Here is a 16,547-nt window from a genome sequence, read left to right on the forward strand (position 1 = left end):
ACTTCAGTCGCGATTTGTCGGGAGTGGCTACAGCGCCTGGTATTGTCCCCGCCGATAGCCAAGGTGGGGAAGACTGATCGGCGATGGTGACACCACCAGCTCAGCCGGCCTGGCGGCCGGATCGCGCTCACGAGCGCTCCTACACTAGCCATGGGGCGCATCCTGGCCGCGGTGGCTGGGTTACCCAAGCCGGCCTGACGGCCGGATCGCGCAGAAAATCTGCGCTCCCACCGGTTTAGGCGTGATGCGGTGCTGTTGTGGGAGCGAAGCTCTGCTTCGCGATGAATGCGGCACTGTTCGAGGATGCCGGCCGGCCTGGCGACCGGATCGCGCAGAAAATCTGCGCTCCCACCGGTTTAGGCGTGATGCGGTGCTGTTGTGGGAGCGAAGCTCTGCTTCGCGATGAACGCGGCACTGTTCGAGGATGCCGGCCGGCCTGGCGACCGGATCGCGCAGAAAATCTGCGCTCCCACGAGAGATGAGGCCATCCCGACGCGGAGTGATTACACCCAGTGTGTTATCCAGAGAATGATCTCCGGGAAGGCCGTGAACAGCCCTACCGCCCCGAGTAGAATCATCCAGTAGGGCAGGGACGCCTTTGCTGCGGCGGTCAAGTCGACATCGTTGTTCGAGATTGACGACAGCACGAAGAGGTTGAGCCCCACCGGGGGTGTGATCATGCCGATCTCGATTAGCAGAGTGACGATGATGCCGAACCAGATGGGATCGAAACCCAGACTGGTGATCATCGGGAAGGTGATGGGTAGCGTCATCAGCAATAGCGAGATGCCGTCGAAAAAGCATCCGAGCACGATATAGACGATGACGATCATCAGCAGGATGCCGTAGGGTCCAAGGCCGAAGCTTCCGATCGCATCGACGGCAGCGCGCGGGATGCCCAGTAGGCTGACGGCCTGTGACAGGATCACCGTGCCTATCAGGATCATGCCGATAGCCGCGAACATCAGCGAAGCATGCTTGAAGGCTTGCCACAGGCGTTGCAGGGTCAAGTCTCCCCATGTCATTCCTAGCACGATACTGGCGACCACCCCCAATGCGGCGGATTCGGTGGGGGTGGCGATCCCCAGGTAGATGGTGCCGAGTACGAAGAAAATGAGGATGGGGAGCGGCCAGATTTCCAGTATTCCATGGCGGATGTCAGCCCAGATGATTCTGTCCTTCGATGCTGGTGTCACCGCCTCGCCGATGTTGGAGCGGATCATGATCCATAACGAGAAGGCGGCAGCGATCAACAGGCCTGGTAGCATGCCGGCGATGAATAGCTTGCCTATGGAAACGTTCTGGGTCGCGCCATAGATGATCAGCGCCAGGCTGGGAGGAATGAGCAGGCCCAACGTCCCGCCAGCGGCCAGGGTGCCCACTACCACACTGGGTTTGTAACCACGCCCTTTGAGTTCGGGATAGCCTACCGAGCCTATCGCTGCCGCGGTGGAGGTGCTGGAACCACTGACGGCACCGAAAAGTGTGCATACGGCGATATTGGTATGCAGCAGTTGTCCGGGAATGCGCGCGAAGAGCGGTGTCAGGCCGTTGTAGACCCGCTTGGAGACACCGCTGGCCAGTAGAATCTCACCGAGGAAGATGAACAGCGGCACGGCGCTGAGCGTGAAGTCGGTGAGCATGTTCCATGCAGCGTTGATGGCGAGCGGCGTGGCGCCATTGGCCTGGAAATGAAGCAAAAACATCCCGGTGAGACCGAGAGCTGCGCCCAAAATCGCTCCGCTCGAGAGAAAAACGATCAGGCTTCCGCTGAGTAGTAGCCAGCTCATTAGATGGCATCCTCTGTCAGGGATTTTTCCGCAAGCGGTTGACGTATCCCATGCCGTAGCTGCACCAGTAAGCACAGCAACATGGAGAATGGCATGATCGCCATCCAGGGCCACAAGAGGATGCCGCTGATGTCAGTCCGTGAGTTGATGGAGTACGAGAAGCCCATGAAATTCCAGGCCTCGTAGGCAAAGATCAGGCAGAACACAATCAGCGTCATGGTGCCGACGATATCCATGACTCTCGCCATTGACGCAGGTACGAGATTGGTGAGTATTTCGATACGAATATGGCGACCCTTGTCGAGCACATGGGGCAGGCACAGGAAGGTCAGCGACAGGAAGAGCAAGCCGGCCAGTTCATCGGAAAACCGCAAGGGACGGCCACCAACATAGCGCATCAGCGTGCTGACGAAGATGAGTGCCGTCATGATCACACCGCCGACCACGCCAAGAAGGAAGGACCCCTATGCCGTTCTCTCGATCAGCAGATTGACTTTTTGCATCATTGACATTGCCCACCCCACAAAAGAGGAAGGAGTCGGCCAATGCCGACTCCTTTCGTGTTGCTATTCGGAAAGTGCCTGGGTGACGGTGTTGTAATAGTGTGTCCCGTCTTCTCCGGCGTTTTCGGCCATGGTTTTCCAGGTACTCCATGCTGCCGTGACGAAGGTGTCGACATCCGCTTCGGAGAATGATGGCAGGATGGTGATGCCCAGCGATTCGCGCTCCTCCCGAGCCAGCGCTTCGCGCTCGGGATCGACGGCGAGCTCGCGTGTCGTGTTCCAGGTCTCTTGACCTGCCTCTTCAAGGGCTTGACGCTGATTGTCATCGAGCCGTCCCAAGGCTCTTTCGCTGATGCCGAATAGCCACGGCGCGGCAGCCCAGGGATGCAGGTAGGATTCGTATTCCGTGACTTCCTGCAGAGAAACGGTCTTGGCTACTGTGGAGAGATAGTAGGCGCAATCCACGACACCCGTTTGCAGTGCCATGTACATGTCGTTCTGGGGGATGACTTGTGCGGAGATGCCCAGCGTATCGAAAGTATCGACCAGGTGCCGTGACCAGACGCGTACCTTCTTCCCCTGCAGGTCATCAAGGGAGCTGACAGGCTCCTTGCAATGGAGACCGACATCGAAGATGGGGGCGACTACACCGCCAACCGTATGAATGTTCCACTTTGCAAAGCCGTCGTCGTACATTTCCTTGATGACAGGAAGAATGTCGAGATGCTGCTCCGCTTCGGTAATCGCCCCTTGGGCATAAACCGATGCCAGGGCGGGTGCATCTCGTGTATAGTATTCGCCATATAGCAGTGCCATATCGACCATGCCGTGTTGCAATGTGCGCAGTATATCGGCTTCCTTCAGGCCAAGAGCGCCAGCATGGTAGACTTCGATCTTCAGTTCTCCACTTGATTTTTCATCGACCAGCTTGGCGAATCTTTCGATATGCTCGGCCTCTGGCCTGGATTGTGAGAGACCGCTATGGAATTTCAGGGTGATGGCATCTGCTTGTGCGTTTCCCGCTGTTGCCGTCAAGCCAAGCATGATCATGCCCAACGCCAGTTTGTCGCTATTGTAATTTTTCATTCAATGCCTCTCTGCGCAAGGTGGTTTTTCATCTTGCTGCAGAGTCTTCTCATCGCAACGGGCAATTTGCGACACCAAGGTGCCGGCTAGCGACATGATGGGGATGCCAAGATACTTATTTTGACAGGCCGAAATACAGTTGATTCTGAAGTAGAATAACTTAATATTCATCATGCCATGGTTTGCGGTGGGACGTTTCAATTTTGGCCGGAAGAGACAGTCACGGCATAATTCATCCACTTGATTGGATGTATGGACTGGAGCATGATGAAAATCTGCGGGGGACAGGTCGCAACGAAAAGAAATAATTTTACAAATGCGATTGATTGTCGAGCTGGCTACTAAACCTCTCCTTTACATGAAAAAAAGAGGTAGCTATGGGGGCACATTTTGCAAGTCTTCTGAAGAACAAGAACATGGTGTATATCGAAAGCGAAGCACCCTTTCAATCTGCTTGCCAAGTGAAGCGTGTCGCTTTCCTGTTGTTGGAGAACTTCTCGATGATGGCATTCACGGGCGCTGTCGATGCACTCGTGACCGCCAATCTGATGCGGCCGTCCACTATCTATGAAGTGCTGGTGGTGGGCAATGGAAGCGATGCGGTGGTTTCCGATCTTGGCATCGAGATCTCGGTCGATTGCCAGTTAGCGCAGCTCGATGAGAGGCAGTTGGACATCCTCATCCTGTGCGGTGGCCTCCGAGTGCAGCCACGAGCCAACCCGGCCATGCGTACCAAGCTGAAGGTTGCCAACAAAGCTGGAGTGGTACTTGGTAGTTTATGGAATGGTGCCTACTTCCTGGCCGAGGCTGGGTTGCTGGATGGCTACGAATGCGCCTATCACCCCGATGGGCGGGCGATGATGATGGAGGAGTTCCCGAATGTGGCAATATCCAACCGTAGCCATGTGCTGGACCGGTATCGCGTTAGCTGTGCCGGTGCCAGCAGTTCCCTGAACATGATGCTCGAAGTGGTTCGGAACGACTGCGGCAGTGAGTTCGCAAGCGCCATCGAAGAGGTGTTGAGTTGCGACAAGATGGCGGAAGTCATCGACGTCTCGGTCTGCAGCGTCGACCGTAATCCCACCTTGCCGGAACCTTTGAAAACTGCGCTGCAATTGATGCGAAGCAATATCGAGGAGCCATTGTCGATCGCGGAAATCACCGAATGTGTGGGGATTTCCAGACGTCAACTCGAACGATTGTTCTGTCATCACGTCTATGCCAGCCCCTCGCGGTACTACCTCGAGTTACGCTTGACCCACGCTCGGCAGCTACTTCAACAAACCAACAAGCCCATTGTCGAGATTGCGGTTGCCACGGGCTTTGTCAGCATCTCCCATTTCCGTCGCTGTTTTCACCAGTTGTTCGATATCTCTGCCGGACGCTTTCGCAAGACGTTTCAGGACGGAGACATGACGTCGGCGTGATGCGGGGGTAGGCTGCGCCGAGAGGGCACCATTGCACGGCTAACCGTGCAATGGTGGCTCGTTGTCTCAACCGGCAAGCAGTGTGGGCAGCCACAGTGCGATTTGTGGCCACACGCTGATCAGTGCGGCGGCCAGGCACATCAGCAGGAAGAAGGGCGCCGAAGCCCAGGCGACCCGGCCAATGTTTTCGCCGGTCATGCCTTGTAGCACGAACAAGTTGAAGCCGACTGGCGGGGTGATCTGGCCCAATTCCACCATGATCACCAGGAAGACGCCGAACCACAGTGGGTCGAAGCCTGCTAGGATGACGATGGGCAGGGTGATAGGCAGGCTCATCACGGTGATCGAGATGCCGTCGAGAAACAGACCCAGCACGATATAGAACACCGCCAGTGCCATGAGCAGTGCCATGGGCGTGAACTGTTGCGCGGCGATCCACGCGGCCAGCTCTCTGGGCAGGTGCAGGTAGCCCATGGCCGTGGAGAGCAGCATGGCGGTGACCAGTAGGCTACAGACCATGGTGGCGCTGACCAGGGTGCCTTTGAGGGCATCGAGCAGCAGGGGCAGGGTGAGCTGGCGTTCCAGGATGAGCAGCCCCAAGGTGGCGGCCACACCTACCGCGGCGGCTTCCGATGGAGTAGCGATCCCTGAATAGATCGAACCGATGACGATGGTGATCAAAGCCACCACCGGGGTCAGCAACGTCAGGGCCTGCCAGATGCCGACCTCGCTTCCCGTTTGCCGGGGAGCGAGTTGTGGCTGCAGCATGCTGCGCAGGACGATGAAACCGCTGTACAGCAGGGCGATCAGCAGGCCCGGTACCACGCCGGCCATGAACAGCTTGCTGATCGAGACCTCGGCCTGCACACCGTAGACGATCATCACGATGGAGGGCGGGATCAACAACCCCAGGCTGCCTGCACCGGCCAACGAGCCGATCGACAGATTGCGGTCATAGCCGCGGCTGGCGAGTTCGCGGGTGGTGATCTTGCCGATGGTGGCCGTGGTGGCGGCACTGGAGCCGCTGACGGCGGCGAACAGCGCGCAACCGAACACGTTGGTGTGCAGCACACCGCCGGGGAGGGGGCGTGTGAGTGGTGTCAGGCCCTTGAACAGCCGTTCGGAGACGTTGGAGCGGAAGATCAGCTCGCCCATCAGGATGAACAGCGGAATGGCGGAAAGCTCCCAACTGTTGCCGGCGCGATAGAGAATCCGCGAGAAGATCAGTCCGATACGGTCAAGCCCAAAATCCCCCAGCCACCACAGCGAGCCCATGGCGGCGATCACCAGGGCGGCGAAGACCCAGGTACCCATGGCCAGCACCGTGATCAGCAGTGCCGCCACGCCAATGGCGATCCATACCATGTCCATAGTCGATGATCCTCAGTCTTGTTCTGGAAGCACTGCTTAAATGCCTGTGCTACTCAATCGCTGCGGTGCGCGGAAGCCTCACCTATACCCCATAGGCTCCGGTTGACTCGAAACCTGCGGTTTCTCGCCCCTTCGGGGCCATCCTTCGGATGTTTGTCGCTTCGCTCGGTTCTGTGCTCCGGGCGCCTTGCGCTTGAGTATGCTCGTCGATTTAATCAGCGCTTCCTTGTGTCGGGTGGGTGTGGCGCGAACGCTCGGTGACGAGCTGCAGGCTGCGGACCACTAGCGTGAAGCACAGCAGCCACAGGCCGAGCAATACGATGCCCTCGGGAATCCATAACGGCGTTTCGGATAGGGTGTCGCTGGTGATTCCGCGCTCGTAGCTGCGGGCCACGTTCTGCCACCAGAACAGGGAAAGCCAGCCGAAAGCCGCGAAGCTGGTGGCGGCGATCAGCAGTTCTAGTGGCCAGTGCCATTTCTTGGGCAATCGGTCGAGGACCAGGGCGACCCGGATCAGGCCATCTTTTTCCAGGACATAGGGCAGGCCAAGAAAGGTCATGGCGGCGACGGCATAGCCGATGTATTCATCGAGTATGAACGTCGAGTGTCCGAACAGCCGCAGCACGATCTCGAGGATGATGTGCCCGAACATGTACAGGATCAGCAGGATCGCGACCCCCGCCGCGAGGCGATTCAAGCCTCGCGACAGGGTAGCCAGCCAACCGATCATGGGGTTTGCCCGTTATGGAAGGCGTCGAGGATCGCTTGGCCACGCTCACCCATGGTGTCTTGCCAGCCACTGACGACCGGGCTCGCGGCATCCGCCAGCGCTTGTTGGAAGTCGGCGGAGATCGGGTCGTGGATCGTCACGCCCTGCTCGTCGAGCGTGGCGTAGTTGCTCACAGTGCGTTCGCGCACCGCTTGCCAGTTGTGTTCGTCCGTACGGCGAGCGGCTTCGCGCAGGGCTTCCTGCTGATCCGCTGAGAGCGATTCGAAGGCATCGCGGTTCATATGCACCATGTTCAATGGGATGGCGTACTGGATACCGCTGAAGTGCTGCTGGTGTTCCCAGAAGCTGGCATTGGCGCCGGCCTCGGCGGAGGTGAGTACGGCGTTGATGCCTCCGGTGGCTAGCTGCGGAACCACATCGGCCCAGGAGAGGCTGACCGGGGCTGCGCCGGCATTGCGCAGGGTTTCGGTGCCGTTGCGGTCAAAGGTGCGGATCTTCAGGTTCTGAAGGCTTTCGCTGGAGGTGACGGCTTCACGCGACCAGATGCCGCTGGCCGGCCAGGGCGAGGCATACAGCAGGATTTGATCGTTGTCCTCGAACACTTCGTCGTAGTGGGGGCGTGCGATCTCGTACAACCGACGCGCTTCGTCGACGCCCTCTACCAGGAACGGCAGCGAGGAAAGCAGGAAGATGGGGTCGATGCCGCTCATGGTGCCCGAGAGGGTATCGGCGATCTGCACGGCATTGTCGGCTACGGCGTAGAAGTGATCGCCCGACTTGAAGCCCAGTGCGCCACCGGTATGCAGCGTGATGTCCACTTCACCGTCGGTGAGTTCCGTAACCTGTTCGATGAAGTATGCATCGCCCTGAGCATGAATGGAGTTGGCGTTGTATTCGTTGGAAAAATCGAGGCGCGTGGCCGCTTGGGCGGAGGCGGTGATGCCGAGGCACAAGGCAAGACCAAGCCCGGATAGTGACAGCCGGGAACGTGTGGGGCGGATCGCTGAGACGAGGGTTGATAGGGGCATTGAGAGACTCCGGTTATTGTTAGCTCTCTAACGGTCCCTTATTCCTTTTGTCCGTGGCTGCCCATTTGCGACTGCTCGGGTGTTATTTGCGACTGGAAGTTTCAGACCACGCCGTTGACTTGGCTCAACCAGGCCGGTCTGGCGGACGGATCGCGCAGCAAGCTGCGCTCCCCCTGGGATAATGTGATGGGTGGGGAAATCATTTCTCGATGAATACTTCGGCAAACTGCCGGAAATCGTCTAGCCGATTCTTGCAAATGGAAAACACCATGTCCCAGTTAACATTCTCGTAGTTGTGCACCACGATGTTTCGAAAGCCTACCGATTTACGCATATTGGTGGCGAGTTGTGGTGAAATTATCCCTGCCTGGGCAAGAACATCGAACGTTTGCCCCATGGTTACCGGGGCTGTCACGTCACCGTGTTCGGCAATCCAGTGGGCGGCAATATCGACACATATCTGTACGGCGCGGGTTAAGTTCAGCGATACGATATCTTGGGCATCCAAGTCGGTCGCCAGGGTCTTTGCATCATCGGGGCAGCGGGATTCCAACCGAGCGATACAGCGCCGCAGGGACTCCAGCTTTTGATTGATCACTTGCCTATCCATGCTCGCTGTCTCGTCGTCAGGATATGTTGTTGCAAGGGGACGAAATCCGTATTTTCCATGATGTTCTTGTAGATCAGTTGCCCCCATGCGGCATCCGATCCCTTGATGCGTACCCCGGTTGTCACGATCTGGCTTAGTAGCGGTTCTCCGGCACTGGCGAGGTCGATCAGGTCGACAGGGCGGTCGAACGCAAGAGCGAGGGCGTCAATCATTTCCAGGCGCCGCTCGGCGGTGAGTGGCTGTGCTGCCTGCACCGCGACATCTACATCGCTGCTTTCATGCGCCTGTCCGTTGGCAACGGAACCAAACAAGATGACCTGTTCCAGATCGGGAAAGGCCGTAATTACCTTCTCGAGTTTGGTGGACGCCAACATCACTTCATGAGATGCCACTGACCGGCTCATCGCTTTGCCTTCTCGCTTCCCTGACTGTTGTTGGGGCTTGCTGTGCTATTGAACAGTGTACCTTATGACCGGTCAGCACCGAAGCGCCGGCCTGGCGGCCGGATCGCGCAGCAAGCTGCGCTCCCACGGGGGGTACGTAACCTTATGGGGTGGTGGGAGCGCAATTTATTGCGCGATGCATTTGGCAGGGTCGCTGAGGAGGCCGGCCTGGCGGCCGGATCGCGCAGAAGATCTGCGCTCCCACGGGGGGTACGTAGCCTTATGGGGTGGTGGGAGCGCAATTTATTGCGCGATGCATTTGGCAGGGTTGCTGAGGAGGCCGGCCTGGCGGCCGGATCGCGCAGCAAGCTGCGCTCCCACGGGGATACGTAGCCTAATGGGGGTAGTGGGAGCGCAATTCATTGCGCGATGAATGATGCAACACGCACTGGTACTTTATAGCCACACAGCATTCCAGTAAGAGTATTGGCCAATGTCGTTAACCAAGCCGGCTCTTAGAGGGTTGGCCACTATGTATCTGGCCATAGCCTTTAGTTCGTTTTCCTGCCGGATAGCATGATCGTGAAATCCTTGCTGCCAGAGCGTGACTCCGATATCCAGAGACACCTTTGCTTTATAGATCCGGACTAACTTCGAAATATCGCCGGACAGTTGTATCAGCCAATGCACGTGATCTGGCATGACGACGTAGCTAAGTGTTTCACCATGTTGGCTCACTGCTGGGGCGTAGAGGTGGCGGCAGGCAATACGGGCATTCTTCGTAGAGATAAACCAAGGGTGACGATTTTGGGTGGCCATGGTGATCAGATAATAATGTCCTCTTATCGAATGCCGTCCTTTTCTGAGTGTATGACTGCGAGGATGTGACATATCGGCTTCCTTACCGAAGATTGTAAAGATTAACCTGGCTTGCTCGCGCAGGCCTCTGCGCTCCCATGAAATATGCGCAGTTTAACATGGTGGGAGTGCAGCTCCACTGCATGATGGATGGGGGGTGGGAGCGCCATGCATTGCGCGATGCATCTGGCAGTGGCCCGAGGGTGCCGGCCTGGCGGCCGGATCGCGCAGCAAGCTGCGCTCCCACGGGGATGCGTAGCCTTATGGGGTGGTGGGAGCGCAATTCATTGCGCGTTGCATCTGGCAGGGTCGCTGAGAGTGCCGGCCTGGCGGCCGGATCGCGCAGCAAGCTGCGCTCCCACGGGGGGTACGTAGCCTTATGGGGTGGTGGGAACGCAATCAGCCGGCATTGGCTTTCAGCCACTGCCAGTAGTCCTGGATGCCTTCGCGGATATCCGTGAACTTGGGCGCGAAGCCGAGTTCTTGCTGTGCCAGTGAGATGTCCAGTGGTGAGCCCCTGACCACGAACGGGCCGGGGCCGAGCTGGACGTTGGCGTGCGTGCCGATGATGTCGGCGACGTCTTCGACGATCTGCAAGTGGTCGACGGTGACACCGCTTGAGATGTTGAAGTTGCGGTGGGTGACGCTTTCCTGCTCGAACAGTTGCACGATGCCGGTTGCCGTGTCGTGGACATGGGTCCAGTCCAGGGCTTGTTCCGAGCCGTTGGGAGCCTGGATGTCGTCGAGCCCTTCCAGTGGCCCGAACAGCGCCTGATAGACCTTGTGCATGTGGGAAGGGCGCTTGCCGGGGCCGTAGACGAAGAACAGCCGCGCATTCCTGACATCCATGCCGTAGGTGTCGCTGTACTGTAGGCCGTAGAGCTCGCCGGCGATCTTGGTGGCGCCATAGAGGTCGGTCGCCTTGTAGGGAGTCGATTCGCTCTGCGGCCCTGCGGCATCGCCGTACACCGCGCCGGAGCTCATGTTGACGACTTTCTTGATGCCCAGGATGCGGCAGGTTTCGAGCACGTTCAGGGTGCCGGTGGCATTGATCGAGATGTTCTTGAAGGGGCGTTGCTGGAAGTGCGGGCCGGCGATGACCGAAACACCATGAATCACACCTTCCAGCTCATCGCGATGGCGTTGCAGGATCTCGAACATGGTGTGATAGTCGAGCACATCGGCGCTTTCTAGCACCAGGTTGTCGCGCACTTCTTCCAGATAGTCGAGGCCGAGACGATCGAATTGGCCGGCGGCCATGTCGCAGATGATGACTTTCTTGCCTTTCTTGGCCAGTTGGTAGGCCACCCAGGAGCCGACGTGGCCGAGCCCCCCAGTAATCAGAACAGACATGGATCGAGTCTCCTTGTGAATTCAGTGGTTCCTAGTTGAGGACCAGGTTGGGTATGAACATCACTACCGCCGGGAAGACGATGATGGTCAGTAGCACGATGAACAGCGGGATGTAGAACGGGATCGTCTCCCGGACAAGGCCCGCGAAGGACATGCCGGTGATCTTCTGTATCGTGAACAGCACGGTGCCGACCGGCGGTGTGATCAAGCCGATCATCAGGGTGAAGATCATCACCACGCCGAAATGCACGGGGTCGATGCCGTATTGCACCACCACCGGCACCAACAGCGGTGTCAGCAGGAACAGTGCCGGTACCGAGTCGATGAACAGCCCGATCAGCAGAATGAATAAGGCAAGCAACAGCAGCAGCGCAAGCGGGTCGGTCACGGTGGTGAGCAGGAAATCCGCCACCAGCGAGGTGACCTGGTAGCGTGCCAGCACCCAGCTATACAGGGCACTGCCGGCGATGATGAACAGCAGCGCGGCGGTGTCGATGGCGGTGGCGCGCAGGATATCCAGAAACTGGCGGAAACTGATCGAGCGGTAGACCATGAATGAGATGATCAGGCAGTAGAGCAGCGCGACCACGGAGGCTTCAGTGGGGGTGAACATGCCGGAAAGAATGCCCACGATGATGATTAGTGGCGTGAGCATGGGCAGCACGCCACGCGTGATGGCGAGGGTGAACTCGCTCAAGCGCGCCCTGGCCCGCGTCGGGAAGCCACGACGATGCGAGATGATGGCGACCATTACCATCAGCCCTAGCCCCATGATCAGCCCGGGGATGATAGAGGCGAGGAAGATCGCGGCAATCGAGGCATTGGCCAGTGCGCCGTAGATGACCGCGGGAATGCTGGGCGGAATGATCGGGCCGATGGTGGCCGAGCTGGCGGTGACAGCGGCGCTGAAGCCGATCGGGTAGCCATCGTCTTCCATGGCCTTGATCTCCAGCGCACCGAGCCCGCCGGCATCGGCGACCGCCGAGCCGGACATGCCGGCAAACAGCATGCTGGCGACGACGTTGACGTGACCCAGCCCGCCCTTGAGATGGCCGACCATGGTGCGGGCGATATCGAACACGCGGTCCGAAATCCCGGCACTGTTCATCAAACGGCCAATGAGCAGGAAGGCCGGGATGGCGAGCAGGGTGAAGCTGTTGACCCCATAGAGGGTACGTTGCGAGATCATCTCCATGGGGATGGCATCGAAGCCCCGGGTGTAGCCCAGCACCAACGCCGAGGAGGCGATCATGGCGAATGCCACGGGAACCCCGATCATCAGCAGGATGATCAGGCCGACGAACATGATGGCGAATACTTCCATGGTCAGTCACTCCTGCTTTCTTCGGTGGTGGGGTAACGGCTTCCGACAACGCGCTGGTAGAGGTCCTGGAGCAGAAGACCGATCATGAGAAGCGCGGAGATGAGCTGAATGAGGTAGATGTAGGAAAAGCTCATCCGGAATGTACTGGCCATGATGCCGGCCGTGCGGTCCATCATGTTCCAGGCGCCGACCACCAGCATCAGCAGCACCAGTACGCAGATGACGTCCGCCACGCTGGTGGCGATATTGCGAAGCGATGGACTCAGGACGTCGGTGACGATGGTGATGCGAATGTGCTCCTGGTAACGCAGTGCGAGAACGGAGCCAAGGAAGATCTCGGCCAGGAACAGGTAGCGCGAGGCCTCGTCGGTCCAGGGCACAGCGATGCCCAGGACGTAGCGTGAGATGACCTGGATGGCCATGATGATCAGCATCAGGGCGAAGGCCGTCATGACGATGCCGGTCAGCAGTTTCCAGAAAAGTTCGACCGTACGGGTAACGAGTTCCGCGGTTTTCACGGGAGCCTCCGATATGATGTCGATCGGAATGGAGGGGCTGGGCGATCCGTCGCGGTTGTTCCCGGACGGATCGCCTTACCTTTACTCGACGAGTGACAGGACGTAGTCACGTACCGCGGGGTGGTAGCTTTCGGCGATGTCGCGAATGGCGGGCTCCGCTGCGCTACGGAAGGCGGCCACGTCCGGCTCGACGACGGTCATGCCCAGTTCCTGTAGCGTGGCGTAGAGATCGTCCTGGCCGTTGGCGACCATGTCGTCACCCCAAGTGGTGGCTTCGTCGATGGCTCCGAGAATGACGTCACGCTCTTCGTCGCTGAGACCTTGGTAGAAGTCCTCGTTCATCAGCCAGTGGAAGAAGGAATAGACGTGCTCGGTGCGATTGATGTGGCTCTGCACCTCGTAGATCTTGCCGGCATGGATGAGGTCGACCGGGTTTTCCTGCATCTCGATCACCCCGGTCTGCAGCGAGGTATATACCTCGGGCCAGGCGATGGGACTGGGCAGGGCGCCGATTTCCTCCCAGATCTGGATCCAGGGCGCGATCTCGGGCACCCGCATGCGCACTTCCTGGATATCCTCGGGTGTTTCGACCGGGAAGTTGGAGGTCAGGTTACGCGGGTTGCGCGCCGACAGCCCGACCAGGCGGATATTGCCGTTGGAGATCAACTGTTCGTTGAGCAGTTCGCCGGTCTCGCCGCTGTAGACCTCGCGGGCCTGTTCGCTGGAGCTGTAGACGAAGGGCAGGTCGGCGGCGGCGAATTTTTCGGCATACAGGGTCATGGGCATCGAGCCACCCAGGGCGATGGCGTATTCGCCGTAGCTGGCGCCTTCGAGGTGGTCGCGTTCGCCACCCACCTCGGTACCCAACAGGGTGACCGAGAATTCACCATTGGTTTGTTCTTCGATGCTTTCCTTGAGCCGCTCGCCGACTTTGAACATGGCGTGCGAAGGCTCGACGTGGATGGCGATCGCCAGCTCCTTGGCCGAGGCGTTCACCGAGGCCCCGAGGGTAACGAGGCCGGCGAGTACGATTCCACTTGCTTTTATTGTCTTCATGATTGTGCCCCTTTTTGATTGTGAGCTTGGATGGCGTGTCGGTGCTTCATCCTGAAAACGGGCTGCGAAATGCCCGCAACGCGACGGCTAGGTCGGGTTCCTGTTTTGCTTGTTCTTCCAGAGGTACGCCGTTGGCCGTGGCTTCCCAGGCGGCGCGAAGGCTTCGGCATCCGGCGGCGATTCCATTGGGGTGGCCCATGATGCCGCCACCGCAAGTGAAGATGAGGTCGGTCGAGTGCAGCTTGGCGAAGGTGGCAGGGGCCTGATGGATCGTTTGCGCCGAGGAGAATACCGGCATGGCGCGGTCGTCTCGGCCTGGCCCTTCCAGCAAGGGCGCCAGGCAGGCACGCGCGGAGTCGATCACCGATTCATCGGCTTCGGCGAACTTGCTGCCCAGCCCGTTGACGTGCAGGTGGTCGGCCCCCGCGAGGCGTAGCAGGGCCTGATAGGCACGATAGCTCATGCCGATCTGTGGGTGACGATAGAACAGCCCCCAGCCGTTGCGATGGCCATGAATGGGGAGTTCGGAGTGGCGTCGCAGTGCCACTAGCGACGACATCCCTACCCAGTTGACGCTGGCCATGATGCAGGTGCCTCCATGATCGCGAACCAGGTCGTGGCGCTGGCGCATCTCGTCGATGTCGCCGGTGATGTTAAAGGCATACATAGGCTTGCGGCCGGTGCGCTGCGCATGCTCCTCGATGACTCGCATGATGGCGGGCACGCGCTTGGCTAGTGGCGAATAGGGGGGATCGGCGATCAGTTCATCGTCCTTGATGAAGTCGATGCCAGCCTCGATCAGTTGCTTGACCAGGTCCGCCGTTTGCTCTGGCGATAGCCCAACGCTGGGCTTGATGATAGTGCCGATCAGCGGGCCGTCGTCGACCCCGGCCAGGCGTCGCGTGCCGTCGATGGAGAACTGCGGTCCCGCGAATGCCTTGATGAAGTCGTTAGGCAGCGTGATGTCCGTCAGCCGGAGGCCGGAGAGTTCCCGCAACTCGGTGAGGTTGCCCAACACGGTGGCCAGCAGGTTGGGCAGGCTGGCACCGATGTTCTCCAATGGCCAGGACAGAATGACATCGGCGCGGGTGTAGGTTTCGCTGGGGAGTGCGCCAGGTAGCGACGGTGCGGTGACCGTTTCCCGACGGATCACCGATTCGACACGCGCTGCATGACGTTCGCGCAGTGCGTCGGTTTCCCCTGCGAGTTTGAGGAAGGTGCCGGAGGATTGTTCGCCGGCCATGGCCTCGGCGGCCCGTTTGGGGTCGAGTGGCGTTTCGATACGATAGCTGGCGCTGATTCGCGGCCTGTGCCGTTGAGCCATTTGTGTGCCCCCTTCAGCTTTCTTTGTCGTTGTTTAAGGAAAGCTAGCACGGTCTTTTTGGTAGCGCTACCATTTTTTTGATCATAAGGTAGACTGAAGACATTGCAACCCAGGCTGAACGAGGAAAAGGCCATGGCGACCGGGAAATCGGTAATCAGAGAGCGCCGCCGGCACCGAGGCGACAATCGTGTGACCATCGAGGATGTGGCGAAGCAGGCCGGTGTCGCCCCGATCACGGTGTCGCGTGCCTTGAACACGCCGGAGAAGGTCTCGGCGAAACTGCGCGAGCGTATCGATCACGCGGTGGAGGCGTTGGGGTATGTGCCGAACCTGATCGCAGGCGGGCTGGCATCGGCGGGGACGCGCGTGATTCCGGTGATAGTACCGTCGCTGTCGATCCTGACGTTCATTGAGGTGGTACACGGTATTCAGCAAACCCTGGAAGCGGCCGGATATCAGGTACTGCTGGGGTCGACCGATTTCGATCTGGACCGCGAGGCTGCGTTGGTCGACTCGGTATTGGGCTATTCGCCTTCGGGGGTGATCATGACCGGCCTGTTGCACCGCGATAGCACCGTGCGCCGCTTGAAGGCCTGGGGTCGGCCGGTGGTCGAGCTCATGGAGCTGGGTGATTCCTGCCTCGACATGAATGTGGGGGTGGAGAACGACGAAGCCGGTGCCTGCATGGCCAGACACTTGCTGGAACGCGGCTATCGTCGCATCGCTTTCCTGGGTACCGGCATGCAACGCGACTATCGCGCACGACAGCGCTACGAGGGGCACCGCCAGGCGCTGGAAGCCGCGGGAGTGAAAGGCGACCTGTTGTTCCACAATGAGGAACCGTCATCGTATGCCGCTGGCCGGCGCGTCTTCCTCGAGGCGCTGGAGGCATGCCCCGATCTCGAGGCGATGCATTTCGCCAACGACAACCTGGCCGCTGGGGCGATCCTGGAAGCCAACCGGAGAGGGATGCGCGTGCCGGAGGATATCGCCATCGGCGGCTACCTGGGTTTGCCATTGGGAGAGCATTTGACGCCCCAACTGACGACCGTGGCGGTGCCACGCTTCGAGATGGGTGTCGAGGCGGCGAAGCTGCTGTTGGTGCGACTGGAGGGCAGGTCACCCCCTTCGCCTCGGGTCGACATCGGTTATGAATTGATCGTGCGAGAGAGCACCTGAACCTACG

At 59.2% G+C, this 16,547-nt stretch carries 16 protein-coding genes; 2 read left to right on the forward strand and 14 right to left on the reverse strand.

Features of this window, described 5'->3' with window-relative positions; all coding sequences use genetic code 11:
* Positions 1–503: 503 nt before the first annotated feature.
* From IE093_RS18855 to dctP, 3 genes are all read right to left on the reverse strand, one after another.
* A complete protein-coding gene (locus IE093_RS18855; protein WP_189471921.1) occupies positions 504–1,790 on the reverse strand; it encodes a TRAP transporter large permease in 1,287 nt (428 codons plus the stop codon).
* Positions 1,790–2,218, reverse strand: a complete 429-nt coding sequence (locus tag IE093_RS18860) for a TRAP transporter small permease (RefSeq protein WP_229803752.1) — start codon at positions 2,216–2,218, stop codon at positions 1,790–1,792. Before IE093_RS18860 ends, IE093_RS18855 begins: the two co-directional genes overlap by 1 nt.
* A gap of 138 nt (positions 2,219–2,356) precedes the next feature.
* Positions 2,357–3,379 carry a TRAP transporter substrate-binding protein DctP gene (gene dctP / locus IE093_RS18865; protein ID WP_189471923.1) on the reverse strand — a complete coding sequence of 341 codons (1,023 nt, stop codon included), beginning with the start codon at positions 3,377–3,379 and terminating at the stop codon, positions 2,357–2,359.
* A 416-nt stretch (positions 3,380–3,795) separates the two neighbouring features.
* Between dctP and IE093_RS18870 the strand changes: the two genes are divergently transcribed.
* Positions 3,796–4,806, forward strand: coding sequence for a GlxA family transcriptional regulator (locus IE093_RS18870; RefSeq protein ID WP_268247411.1), 1,011 nt, complete (start codon positions 3,796–3,798; stop codon positions 4,804–4,806).
* A gap of 66 nt (positions 4,807–4,872) precedes the next feature.
* Here the strand turns inward: IE093_RS18870 and IE093_RS18875 are convergent, their stop codons facing one another.
* The 11 genes from IE093_RS18875 to IE093_RS18925 all read right to left on the reverse strand — a co-directional run bounded on the left by IE093_RS18875 (position 4,873) and on the right by IE093_RS18925 (position 15,361).
* A complete protein-coding gene (locus IE093_RS18875) occupies positions 4,873–6,177 on the reverse strand; it encodes a TRAP transporter large permease (RefSeq protein ID WP_189471927.1) in 1,305 nt (434 codons plus the stop codon).
* Between the two features lie 211 nt (positions 6,178–6,388).
* The gene (locus IE093_RS18880; protein ID WP_189471929.1) at positions 6,389–6,907 is read right to left on the reverse strand and encodes a TRAP transporter small permease; all 519 of its coding nucleotides are present in this window, start codon (positions 6,905–6,907) and stop codon (positions 6,389–6,391) included.
* Complete coding sequence (locus IE093_RS18885; RefSeq protein WP_189471931.1) at positions 6,904–7,935, reverse strand: TRAP transporter substrate-binding protein; 1,032 nt, start codon at positions 7,933–7,935, stop codon at positions 6,904–6,906. Before IE093_RS18885 ends, IE093_RS18880 begins: the two co-directional genes overlap by 4 nt.
* A 199-nt stretch (positions 7,936–8,134) precedes the next feature.
* Positions 8,135–8,545 carry a type VII toxin-antitoxin system HepT family RNase toxin gene (gene hepT, locus IE093_RS18890; protein ID WP_189471933.1) on the reverse strand — a complete coding sequence of 137 codons (411 nt, stop codon included), beginning with the start codon at positions 8,543–8,545 and terminating at the stop codon, positions 8,135–8,137.
* Entirely contained in the window at positions 8,530–8,937 is a 408-nt protein-coding gene (gene mntA, locus IE093_RS18895; RefSeq protein WP_229803756.1) for a type VII toxin-antitoxin system MntA family adenylyltransferase antitoxin, read from the reverse strand. Before mntA ends, hepT begins: the two co-directional genes overlap by 16 nt.
* 447 nt (positions 8,938–9,384) lie before the next feature.
* The gene (locus IE093_RS18900) at positions 9,385–9,819 is read right to left on the reverse strand and encodes an REP-associated tyrosine transposase (protein WP_189471935.1); all 435 of its coding nucleotides are present in this window, start codon (positions 9,817–9,819) and stop codon (positions 9,385–9,387) included.
* Positions 9,820–10,185: 366 nt separating this feature from the next.
* Positions 10,186–11,139: an NAD-dependent epimerase/dehydratase family protein gene (locus tag IE093_RS18905; RefSeq protein WP_189471937.1), complete on the reverse strand. Its 954-nt coding sequence runs from the start codon at positions 11,137–11,139 to the stop codon at positions 10,186–10,188.
* Between the two features lie 31 nt (positions 11,140–11,170).
* Positions 11,171–12,463 carry a TRAP transporter large permease gene (locus tag IE093_RS18910; RefSeq protein ID WP_189471939.1) on the reverse strand — a complete coding sequence of 431 codons (1,293 nt, stop codon included), beginning with the start codon at positions 12,461–12,463 and terminating at the stop codon, positions 11,171–11,173.
* 2 nt (positions 12,464–12,465) lie between these two features.
* Positions 12,466–12,981: a TRAP transporter small permease gene (locus IE093_RS18915; protein WP_229803758.1), complete on the reverse strand. Its 516-nt coding sequence runs from the start codon at positions 12,979–12,981 to the stop codon at positions 12,466–12,468.
* An 81-nt stretch (positions 12,982–13,062) separates the two neighbouring features.
* Positions 13,063–14,037: a TRAP transporter substrate-binding protein gene (locus IE093_RS18920; RefSeq protein ID WP_189471941.1), complete on the reverse strand. Its 975-nt coding sequence runs from the start codon at positions 14,035–14,037 to the stop codon at positions 13,063–13,065.
* Between the two features lie 46 nt (positions 14,038–14,083).
* A complete protein-coding gene (locus IE093_RS18925) occupies positions 14,084–15,361 on the reverse strand; it encodes a ribulose-bisphosphate carboxylase large subunit family protein (protein ID WP_189471943.1) in 1,278 nt (425 codons plus the stop codon).
* A 132-nt stretch (positions 15,362–15,493) separates the two neighbouring features.
* On the opposite strand from IE093_RS18925, the gene IE093_RS18930 reads away from it, so the two are divergent.
* Positions 15,494–16,540: a LacI family DNA-binding transcriptional regulator gene (locus IE093_RS18930; protein WP_189471944.1), complete on the forward strand. Its 1,047-nt coding sequence runs from the start codon at positions 15,494–15,496 to the stop codon at positions 16,538–16,540.
* Positions 16,541–16,547: the final 7 nt, after the last annotated feature.

Source organism: Litchfieldella qijiaojingensis (genome assembly GCF_014651875.1).
GTDB classification, from domain to species: Bacteria; Pseudomonadota; Gammaproteobacteria; order Pseudomonadales; family Halomonadaceae; genus Litchfieldella; species Litchfieldella qijiaojingensis.